Below are 10,342 nucleotides of genomic sequence, written 5' to 3' on the forward strand. Positions count from 1 at the left end.
CGACGCGGAGCAGTCCGGCCCCGCGCCGGAGGCCCCCGCGCAGGACGCGGCCGGGTCCGGCCGCGAGCCGGGCGCGGACGACGGCCGATCCGGCGCCGCGGAATCCGACGCCCCGGAGCAGCCGGACGACGCGAAACCCGGCACCGACAAACCCCGAGCCGCGAAACCGGGCACCGGCGAACCCGGTGACGACGAGACGACCCACCCCGACGGCCCACCAGGAGGCACCGCGTGAACGACGTCCTCGACGTCGCGCTGCGACTGCTCATCCTCCTCGTCGCGTTCCTGGTCCTCCCGCTGCTCGTCGGTCAGACCGAGCACAAGGTCATGGCCCATATGCAGGGCCGCCTCGGGCCGATGTACGCGGGCGGCTTCCACGGGTGGGCCCAGCTGGTCGCGGACGGCGTGAAGTTCGCGCAGAAGGAGGATGTGGTTCCGGCCGGGGCCGACCGGCGGATCTTCCAGCTCGCGCCCGCCGTCGCGCTGCTGCCGTACCTGCTGGTCCTGGTCGCGATCCCGATCGGCCCGGGCGGCGCGGTCGGGCAGGTCATCGACGCGGGCGTCTTCTTCGTGCTCGCGGTGATGGGCGTCGGCGTGCTGGGCTCGCTGATGGCGGGCTGGGCCTCGGCCAATAAGTTCTCGCTGCTCGGCGGCCTCCGTACCGCCGCCCAGCTCATGGCGTACGAGCTGCCGATGCTGCTCACCGCCGCGTCCGTGGCGATGGCCGCGGGCACGGTGTCGCTGCCCGGCATCCTCGAGGCGTTCGAGTGGTGGTGGGTGCCGTGGCAGATCGTCGGCGGGCTGGTGTTCTTCACCGCCGGGCTGGCCGAGCTGCAACGGCCGCCGTTCGACGCCCCGGTGGCCGACTCCGAGATCATCTTCGGTGCGTACACCGAGTACACCGGGCTGCGCTTCGCGCTCTTCCTGCTCGCCGAGTACGCGGGCATCGTCATCCTGTGCGGGCTGACCACCGTCCTGTTCCTCGGCGGCTGGCACGGTCCGTTCGAAGGCGACCTCGGCTGGCTGTGGACGCTGCTCAAGACGGCCGTCCTCGCCTTCGTCGTGATCTGGCTGCGGGTGAGCTACCCGCGGCTGCGCGAGGACCAGTTGCAGAAGCTCGCCTGGACCTGCCTCATTCCGCTTTCGCTGGCCCAGATCGCCCTCACCGGCGTCGTCAAGGTGGTGATCTCCTGATGGGTATTCCCGGTTCCGGCCTGGCCAAGGGCCTGGCCGTCACCCTGCGCACGATGACCCGCAGGTCGCACACCGCGCAGTATCCGGACGCCCAGCCCGAACTTCCGCCCCGCACCCGTGGGGTGATCGGGCTGTTCGAGGAGAACTGCACGGTCTGCATGCTGTGCGCGCGCGAGTGCCCGGACTGGTGCATCTACATCGACTCGCACAAGGAGACGGTGCCCCCGGCGGCGCCGGGCGGGCGCGAGCGCAGCCGCAATGTGCTGGATCGGTTCGCCATCGACTTCGCCCTGTGCATGTACTGCGGTATCTGCATCGAGGTGTGCCCTTTCGACGCGCTGTTCTGGTCGCCGGAGTTCGAGTACGCGGAGGAGGACATCCGCGACCTCACCCATGAGCGGGACAAGCTCCGCGAATGGATGTGGACGGTGCCCGCGCCGCCCGCGCTCGACCCGGCCGCCGAGGAGCCGAAGGAGGTCGGCGCCGCCCGCAAGGCCGCCGAGAAGCTCGCCGCGGCCGAAGCGAAGGCGGCCGAAGAGGCGAAGGCAGCGGAAGCCGCCGACGCGAACGGTTCCGACGGGACGAACGGGGCCGCCTCGTGAGCACCGCGGTCCAGCTGGCCGCCAGCGGCCACGGGTTCCTGTCGCCCACCGGCGTCGAGATCGCCTTCCTTCTCGCAGGCATCGCGACGTTCGGCGCGGCCGTCGTCACCGTCACCACCAAGCAGCTGGTGCACGCCGCGCTGTGGCTGGTGGTGGCGCTCGGCGGGCTCGCCGTGGAGTACCTGCTGCTCACCGCGGAGTTCATCGCCTGGGTGCAGGTGCTGATCTACGTCGGCTCCGTCGTCGTCCTCCTCCTCTTCGGGCTGATGCTGACCAAGGCGCCCATCGGCCGCTCCCCGGACGCCGATTCGGGCAACCGCCCGGCCGCGCTCGCGGTGGCCGTCGCCGCCGCGGCCGCGCTGGTGTGGGTGGTCGTGGACGCCTTCCGGGCCACCTGGATCGACCTGGACAAGGGTGTGCAGGGCTCCACCGCGGTCTCCGGTGAGAGCCTCTTCCGGTACTGGGTGCTGCCGTTCGAGGCGCTGTCCGTACTACTGCTCGCCGCGCTCGTCGGCGCGATCGTGCTGTCCCGCAAGAAGGAGGAGAAGCGCTGATGCACCTCGCCTACCCGGCCGTGCTGGCCGTCCTCCTCTTCTGCACCGGTCTGTACGGCGTGCTGGCCCGCCGCAACGCGATCCTGGTGCTGATGTCGGTCGAGCTGATGCTCAACGCCGTCAACCTCAACCTCGTCGCCTTCGACGTCTGGCTCCGCGACACCCTGCACGCGGGCCAGGCGCTGACCCTGTTCACCATCGCCATCGCCGCCGCCGAGATCGGCATCGGTCTCGCCATCGTCCTCCTCGTGTACCGCAACCGGGGCACCTCCGACGTCGACCGGCTCCGGGACCTGGCCGACCCCCCGCCGACCGGCCAGGACCCCATGGACGACAGCATGGCAGCCGCCACTGACAACGGCCCTGGCAACGGCCCCGCCAACGGTCCTGACGACCGCGCCGACCAGGGAACTCGCGCCCGGAGGCAGACCGCGTGACGACCACGACCGCCGCCGTTCTCGTCCCGCTCCTGCCCTTCCTCGGTGCCGCCGCGGGACTGCTGCTGGGCCGCCGCGCCCCCGGCTTCGTACGCCCCCTCGCCATCCTGCCCACCGTCGCCGCGACACTTCTCGCCGTCCTCGTCGCCGTACGCCAGGGCGGCGGCGAGGGCGCCGGGAAGGCGCCGCTGACCGTCGCGACCCGGCTCGCCGACACCGGCTCGGTCCCGATCGACCTCGCGCTGCACATCGACGGGTTCGCCGCCCTGGTCGCGGTCCTCGTCGGCGTCGTCGCGTGCTGCGTGCAGATCTACTCGACCGGCTACCTGCGGGACGACCCCCGCTACCCCTCGTACGCCGCCCTCGTCTCCCTCTTCACCGCCGCGATGCTCCTCGTCGTCTACTCCGACGACCTGATCGTGCTGCTCGTCGGCTGGGAGATCATGGGCATCTGCTCGTACTTCCTGGTCGGCCACTACTGGGAGACCGCGGCCGCCCGGTCCGCCTCCCTCAAGGCGTTCCTCGTCACCAAGCTCGGCGACGTCCCGTTCCTGATCGGCATCTTCGCGCTCGCCGGGGACACCGGCACGTTCCGCATCAGCGAGATCTACGCCCGGCTCACCGCCACCACCTCCGGCGTCCCGCTGGACCACCCCACCCTGATCGCGCTGCTGCTGCTGGCCGGGGTCGCGGGCAAGTCGGCCCAGTTCCCGCTGCACACCTGGCTGCCGGACGCGATGGCCGGTCCCACCCCGGTGTCGGCGCTGATCCACGCCGCCACCATGGTCGCCGCCGGTGTCTACTTCATCGCCCGGCTGCTGCCCGTCTTCGCGTCCTCCGCCGCCGCGCTCGCCGTCCTGGCCGTCATGGCGGCGATCACCATGGTCGGCTCGGCGCTCGCCGCGCTCGCCCAGGACGACATCAAGCGCGTCCTCGCCTACTCGACCGTCGGCCAGCTCGGCTACATGACTGGCGCGCTGGCCGTCGACGACCGCGGCGCGGCCGTCTTCCACCTCATCTCCCACGGCGCGTTCAAGGCGCTCCTCTTCCTCGGCGCGGGCGTGATCATCCACGCGGCCGGGACGAACTCCCTCGCCGCCATGTCCCGCATGACCGGCCTCGCGAAGCGCATCCCCGATGCCTACTGGACCGTCACGGTCGCGCTGCTCGCGCTCGCCGCCATCCCGCCGTTCGCGGGCTTCTTCTCCAAGGAAGCCGTCCTCGGCGCCGCCGAGCACGCCGCCACCGGCCACACCTCCGCCGTCCCCACGGGCGTCGGCTGGACCGTGCTCGCGGCAGGGCTGCTCACCGCCCTGCTCACCGCCGCGTACGCCGGACGGCTGTGGCTGCTGGCCTTCCGCGGCAAGGGCGAGCAGGCCCCCGACCACGGCCGGCAGCCGGTCGCCCTGAACGCCGTCCTGTGGGTGCTCTTCATCCCCACGGTCGCCCTCGGCTTGTCCTACGGCACCCTCCCCGACTGGTTCGACGGTGAGACCCTCACCCCGACCCTCACCACCTCCGTCCTCGGCACCGGCGCCGCCCTCATCGGCGTGCTGGTCATGTACGGCGCCTGGCGGCACACCTCGGCGCGGGCCGCCCGCGTCCCGCTCGGCGCCGTGGCCGCCCACCCGGACGCCGCCGACGCCGTCTCCGAGGTCGAGGCCATCGCCACCCACGAGGCCGCCTACGGCTCCATCGCCGGGGCCACCGACCCCGCCGACCCCGGCCGCCTCCTCCTCGGCCCCCTCCACCGCCACGCGGCAGCCGGTTTCCACCTCGACGCCGTCTACAGCGCCCTGTTCGTCCGCCCCGTGCGCGCCGCCGCCGGCCTCGTCCGCTTCCTCGACCGCGAGGTCGTCGAGACGTACGTACGCGGCGCGGCCGGCGCCCCCCGCCTGCTCGGCGCGGCCGTCCGCCGCGCCCAGACCGGCAACGTGCAGACCTATCTCGGCGCGCTGCTCGCGGGCTCCCTCGTCCTGGCCGTGGCCGCCGTCCTCGTCGCAGCGGGAGCCTGACCCGTGAACCACACCGTCCTGCAATACCTCCTCGCGGCCGTCGTCGTGCTCCCCCTGCTCGGCTCCGTCGCCGCCCTGTTCCCGGCCCCGCCCGGCCTGCGGGGTCGCGACCCGGAGCAGGCCGTGCTGCGCCACGGCGTCACCGTCACCGGCGCCGTGCTCGCCGCCGCCATCGCGCTCGCCGCGGGCTTCGACCACGGCCGCCCGGGCGCGATGCAGGCCCAGACCGACATCAGCTGGATCCCGGCGCTGGACATCCGCATCCACCTCGGCGTGGACGGCGTCTCGCTGCCCCTGCTCGTCCTGACCGCGCTGCTGACGTTCCTCTGCGCCCTCTACTCGTACAAGAACATGCCTGCCGGGGGCTCCCCGAAGGCATTCGTCTCGCTGCTGCTCCTCCTGGAATGCGGCACCCTGGCCAGCTTCGCGGTCCTCGACCTGATCCTGTTCTTCCTGGCGTTCGAGATGACGCTCATCCCGATGTACTTCCTCATCAACCGGTGGGGAGGCGCCGAACGGGAGCGCGCCGCCTGGCGGTTCATCCTCTACACGCTGCTCGGCTCCGTCGTCATGCTGCTCGGCCTCCTCCTCATCGGGGTCAAGGGCGGCACCTTCGACATGGTGGCACTCGCCACCGACAACGGAGCCGGGCTCAGCCACACCACCCAGCTCATCGCCGCCCTCGCCCTCATCGTCGGACTCGCCGTCAAGGCCCCGATGTGGCCGCTGCACAGCTGGCTGCCGGACGCCCACACCGCCGCGCCCACCGTCGGCTCGGTCCTCCTCGCGGGCGTCCTGCTCAAGATGGGCACGTACGGCCTGGTCCGCATCGTGCTGCCGATGGTCCCCGAGGGCGCCCACACCTACGCGCCCTACCTGGCCGCCTTCGCCGTCGTCGGCATCATCTACGGATCCCTCGCCTGCCTCGCCCTCGCACGCAGCGGCGCGGGCGGCGACCTCAAGCGGCTCATCGCCTACTCCTCCGTGGGCCACATGGGCTTCGTCCTGCTGGGCATCGCCACCCTCACCCCCACCGGGGTGAACGGCGCGCTGTTCGCCAACATCGCCCACGGCCTCATCACCGGCCTGCTCTTCTTCCTGGTCGGCGCGCTCAAGGACCGCTCCGGCACCACCGACCTGGACCAGCTCTCGGGCGTCAGCGGCGCCGCCCTCTACGGCCGGGCGCCCCGCCTCGGCGGGCTGCTCGCCTTCGGCGCCGTCGCCTCCCTGGGGCTGCCCGGACTCGCCGGGTTCTGGGGCGAGATGCTCGCCATGTTCGGCGCCTTCGAACCCGCCGACGGGCTCAGCCGCCCGGCGTACCTCACCTATATGGCGCTCGCCGGTTTCGGCACCCTGCTGACCGCCGCCTACATGCTCATCGTCGTACGGCGCGTCTGCATGGGCGACCACCCCGTGGAACCCGGGGCCGAACACGGCGCAGCCCGGCCCGCCCTGGCCGACGTCCACGGCTACGAATTCGCCGCCTGGAGCCCCCTGGTGGCCCTCACCGTCCTCGCCGGACTGTGGCCCGCGGCCCTCCTCGGCCTCACCGACCCGGCCGTGCAGCAGCTCCTCGCGGGAGGCAACTGATGACTCCGATCGCCTCTGACCTCGCTGCGGGCCTCGTCCAGTCCGTCGACTGGCTCGCCGTCGCGCCGCCCACCATCGCCGCCGTGGCCGGTCTCGCCGTCCTCGTCGCCGACCTCTTCCTGCCCGAGCGCAGGAAGCCCCTGCTGGGCTGGCTGGCGATAGCGGGCCTCGCCCTGGCCGGGCTCAGCCTGCTGCCCCTGCTGGACGGAGACCGCTCCACCTTCTGCGTCGGCTCCGGTGGCGGCGCCGCGTGCAGCTACACGGCCGACACCTTCACCCTCGTCATCCAGCTCCTGGTGCTCGGCGGGGCGCTGCTCACCGCGCTGCTGTCCATCAGCGGCATCCAGGACCTGCGGCTCCCCGCGGGCGAGTTCTGGTTCCTGCTGCTGTCGTCCGCCTCCGGCGCCGCCCTGCTGCCCGCCTCCCGCGACCTCGCGACCCTCGTCGTCGCCCTGGAGGTGGCCTCCCTCCCCGCCTTCGCGCTCGTCGGGCTGCGCCGCGGCGACCGGCTCTCCTCCGAGGCCGCGCTCAAGTTCTTCCTCTCCTCGGTCACCGCGACCGCCGTCATGCTGCTCGGCGTCAGCTTCGTCTACGCCGCCACCGGCAGCCTGCACCTGACCCGGATCGCCGACGGGCTCGCCCAGGTCGACCCGCGGCTCGACACGCTCGCCCAGGCGGGTGTCGTCCTCACCCTGGTCGGCTTCGCCTTCAAGACCGCCGCCGTGCCCTTCCACTTCTGGGTCCCCGACACCTATGTGGGCGCGCCGATCCCGGTGGCCGCCTACCTCTCCGTGGTCGGCAAGGCGGTCGGCTTCTCCGGCCTCATCCTGGTGACCGTCGTCGCCTTCCCGCGTTACGACGACGTGTGGGGCCCGGCCGTCGCCGTCCTCGCCGCCCTCACCATGACCGCGGGCAACGTCGCCGCGCTGCGCCAGCGCCCCGAGCGCGCGCACAGTGCCGTACGCCTGCTGGCCTGGTCCTCCGTCGGCCAGGCGGGCTATCTGCTGGTCCCGATCGCGGCCGCCGGATACGCGGGCCCGGGCGGGGACGCGGCCCACGCCATCGGCTCGACCGTCGCGTACGCCCTCATGTACGCGGCCGTGAACCTCGGCGCCTTCGCGGTCGTCGCCCTCGTCGCCCGTACGCACGCCACCGGCCGCATCACCGACTACCGCGGCCTGTACGCCGCCCGCCCGGCCGCCGCCCTCGCGCTCGGCTTCTTCCTGCTGTGCCTGGCCGGGCTGCCGCCGGGCGTCATCGGGCTCTTCGCCAAGGTGACCGTCTTCTCCACGGCCGTCGACGCGGGCCTGGGCTGGCTGGCCGTCGTGATGGCGCTGAACGTGGTGATCGCCCTCTACTACTACCTCCAGTGGACGGCGGTCCTCTTCCGCGCACCGCAGGCCCCCTCGGAGGAGGCCACCGGCGTGGCATCCGTCACCCCGGTGGCGGCCACCGCCCCCCTGACGGCCGCCATAGGACTCGCCGCCGTCCTGGGCATCGCCCTCTCCGGCGCCCCCCAGCTCGTCCTCCGGTTCGCCTCGGGCGCCCTGCTCTAGCGGCGCCCGAGGTGCACACGGGTGCACAAGGGAACTAGTGACCCTCACCTGGCGTTGACCAGTTCGGGACGGTCCACTGAAAGGTGGAGACACCAGTCAAGGGTTCCCCTGTGCATCATTGGGAGGGCGTACCGTGCACCGCCGGCACAACGGGCTGAAGACCGCCGTACTCCTCGGGGGACTGTCGGCGCTCATCATCGTCATCGGCAGCTTCTTCGGCCGCATGGGGCTGATCATCGCGGTCTTCGTCGCCCTGGGGACGAACGCGTACGCCTACTGGAACAGCGACAAGCTCGCCCTGCGGGCCATGCGGGCGCGTCCCGTGAGCGAGTTCGAGGCGCCGGGGCTGTACCGGATGGTGCGCGAGCTGTCGACCACGGCCCGCCAGCCCATGCCGCGGCTCTACATCTCCCCGACCGAGGCCCCCAACGCCTTCGCGACCGGCCGCAACCCGCGCAAGGCGGCGGTCTGCTGCACCGACGGCATCCTGCGCCTGCTCGACGAGCGGGAGCTGCGCGGGGTCATCGGCCATGAGCTGAGCCATGTCTACAACCGCGACATCCTCATCTCCTCCATCGCCGGCGCGCTCGCCAGCGTGGTGGTGTTCCTGGTCAACTTCGCCTGGCTGATCCCCATCGGCCGGTCCGACGACGACGAGGGCCCCGGCTTCGTCGGCATGCTGCTGATCATGTTCCTGGGCCCGCTCGCGGCCGCCATCATCCAGCTCGCCGTCAGCCGCTCCCGCGAATACGAGGCCGACGCGTCCGGCGCCCAGCTCACCGGCGACCCCCTGGCGCTCGCCAGCGCCCTGCGCAAGCTCGAACACGGCACCCGGCAGCTGCCGCTGCCCCCGGAACCGCGACTGGAGACCGCCAGCCATATGATGATCGCCAACCCGTTCGGGGGCGGGATCGGCATGGCCAGGCTCTTCTCCACCCACCCGCCCATGCGGGAACGCATCGCACGACTCGAAAAAATGGCGGGGGAGCAATCGTGAAGACCATTCTGAACATCATCTGGCTCGTATTCAGCGGCTTCTGGATGGCGTGCGGCTATGTCCTCGCCGGACTGCTGCTGTGCATCACCATCATCGGCATCCCCTTCGGAATCGCCTCGTTCCGCATCGCCGGATTCGCCCTGTGGCCCTTCGGCCGCACCGCCGTCCCCCGCCGCGACGCGGGCGCCGCCTCCTGCGTGGGCAACGTCCTGTGGCTCGTCCTCGCCGGCTGGTGGCTCGCCCTCGCCCACATCGTCACCGGCGTCCTGCTGTGCGTGACGATCATCGGCATCCCGCTGGGCATCGCCAACTTCAAGCTGATCCCGATCTCCCTGACCCCCCTGGGCCACGACATCGTCCCCACGGACCGCCCCTTCGCCGCCCGCTGATCACCTTTGATCACCCGGCGAGCAGCCCACCGTGCTCGTCGAGCAGTCCGCGCACCTCGGGTACGTCCTCGAAGCCGCGCAGCCTGCGCAGTACGACGCGCGACCGCTCGGCGGCCCGCTCACTGGCCACGTCGGCGGACGCCGTGACGACGAGCCGCGCCTCGGCGGCGGCCTGTTCCGGCTCGTTGGCGTCCGCGAGGGCGACCGCCAGCCATGAGCGGTACAGGGCGACCTCTCGCGCGTGGGTGGCGTCATACCGGGCGAGCACGTCGGTGAGGAGCGGTACGGCCCGTAGCGGGCGCCGCAACTCGGTGAACACCCGGGCGTCCATCACCTCCAGCTCCTCGCGGCTGACCCAGTAGGCCCACAGAGGGGCCTCCGCGCCGCCGTCCGCCGACAGGGCCTCGTGTGCCGCGCCGAGCGCCCGGACGGCGGGCTGTGCCTCCCCGGCGCGGGTGTGTGCCCAGGCCACGCGGTCGAGGAACAGGGCCCTGGCCTCGGCAGGGGCGTCCGCACCCGCCTCCTCGACGGCCGCGAGAGCCAGCCCCAGCCCTTCACGCTCCCGCCCGGTGTTGCTCAATTGGTAGCCGAGGCTGCCCGCCAGATGGGCCACGAGCGGCCCGTCACCGGCCTGCCGCGCGGCCGAGATCCCGATGGAGTAGGCGCGCTCCGCCTGCTCGTGGTGGGCGGCGTCGCTCGCGATCCACCCCGCGATCTGGGCCAGCTCGCCGATCTGCACCAAGAGCGCCCTGCCCACGTCCTCGCTGTGGCTGGTCTCCCGGTACAGCCGTACGGCCGCCCCCAGTTCACGGAAGGCGGGGCCGATCAGGTTGCCCCCTGCCAGCACGTCATCGGCCAGTCGCAGTGCATGCACGCGTGCGGCGAGCCGGGCCACCGTCCCGGCGCCGATACGTCGTCCGGACCGCGCCCCGAGGGGTGCCAGCGGGTCGCCCGGCGGGCCCTCGGCCAGTGAGGCCGAGGGCCCGCCGGGGACGGTGTCCCTCTCGC

The 10,342-nt window shown here is 72.3% G+C and carries 10 protein-coding genes and 1 pseudogene; 10 read left to right on the top strand and 1 reads right to left on the bottom strand.

The window, feature by feature from the left end:
- The 10 genes and pseudogenes from EEJ42_RS51435 to EEJ42_RS38630 form a co-directional block, all read left to right on the top strand.
- Positions 1-235 (top strand): annotated as a pseudogene (locus tag EEJ42_RS51435) (hypothetical protein); the annotation flags it as partial.
- Positions 232-1,194: a complex I subunit 1/NuoH family protein gene (locus EEJ42_RS38590; RefSeq protein ID WP_123106822.1), complete on the top strand. Its 963-nt coding sequence runs from the start codon at positions 232-234 to the stop codon at positions 1,192-1,194. The pseudogene EEJ42_RS51435 and the gene EEJ42_RS38590, both read left to right, overlap by 4 nt.
- Complete coding sequence (locus tag EEJ42_RS38595) at positions 1,194-1,796, top strand: NuoI/complex I 23 kDa subunit family protein (protein WP_184503482.1); 603 nt, start codon at positions 1,194-1,196, stop codon at positions 1,794-1,796. Before EEJ42_RS38590 ends, EEJ42_RS38595 begins: the two co-directional genes overlap by 1 nt.
- Positions 1,793-2,350, top strand: a complete 558-nt coding sequence (locus tag EEJ42_RS38600; RefSeq protein ID WP_123106823.1) for an NADH-quinone oxidoreductase subunit J family protein — start codon at positions 1,793-1,795, stop codon at positions 2,348-2,350. Before EEJ42_RS38595 ends, EEJ42_RS38600 begins: the two co-directional genes overlap by 4 nt.
- On the top strand, positions 2,350-2,787 hold the full coding sequence (nuoK, locus tag EEJ42_RS38605) for an NADH-quinone oxidoreductase subunit NuoK (RefSeq protein WP_123106824.1): 438 nt from the start codon (positions 2,350-2,352) through the stop codon (positions 2,785-2,787). The genes EEJ42_RS38600 and nuoK overlap by 1 nt, the downstream gene beginning before the upstream one ends.
- A complete protein-coding gene (locus EEJ42_RS38610; protein WP_123106825.1) occupies positions 2,784-4,802 on the top strand; it encodes an NADH-quinone oxidoreductase subunit 5 family protein in 2,019 nt (672 codons plus the stop codon). The genes nuoK and EEJ42_RS38610 overlap by 4 nt, the downstream gene beginning before the upstream one ends.
- Positions 4,803-4,805: 3 nt before the next feature.
- Positions 4,806-6,392: a complex I subunit 4 family protein gene (locus EEJ42_RS38615; RefSeq protein WP_123106826.1), complete on the top strand. Its 1,587-nt coding sequence runs from the start codon at positions 4,806-4,808 to the stop codon at positions 6,390-6,392.
- Positions 6,392-7,948 (top strand): NADH-quinone oxidoreductase subunit N, encoded by a 1,557-nt coding sequence (locus tag EEJ42_RS38620; RefSeq protein WP_123106827.1) that lies wholly within the window; start codon positions 6,392-6,394, stop codon positions 7,946-7,948. Before EEJ42_RS38615 ends, EEJ42_RS38620 begins: the two co-directional genes overlap by 1 nt.
- A 133-nt stretch (positions 7,949-8,081) precedes the next feature.
- Positions 8,082-8,945, top strand: coding sequence for a zinc metalloprotease HtpX (gene htpX, locus EEJ42_RS38625; protein ID WP_123106828.1), 864 nt, complete (start codon positions 8,082-8,084; stop codon positions 8,943-8,945).
- A complete protein-coding gene (locus EEJ42_RS38630; protein ID WP_123106829.1) occupies positions 8,942-9,334 on the top strand; it encodes a YccF domain-containing protein in 393 nt (130 codons plus the stop codon). The genes htpX and EEJ42_RS38630 overlap by 4 nt, the downstream gene beginning before the upstream one ends.
- A 10-nt stretch (positions 9,335-9,344) precedes the next feature.
- Here the strand turns inward: EEJ42_RS38630 and EEJ42_RS38635 are convergent.
- Positions 9,345-10,342 (bottom strand): NsdA family TPR-like regulatory protein (locus EEJ42_RS38635; RefSeq protein ID WP_123106831.1); only part of this gene is annotated, 998 nt, incomplete at its 5' end.

The organism is Streptomyces botrytidirepellens (assembly GCF_003721215.1).
Lineage (GTDB): Bacteria > Actinomycetota > Actinomycetes > Streptomycetales > Streptomycetaceae > Streptomyces > Streptomyces himastatinicus.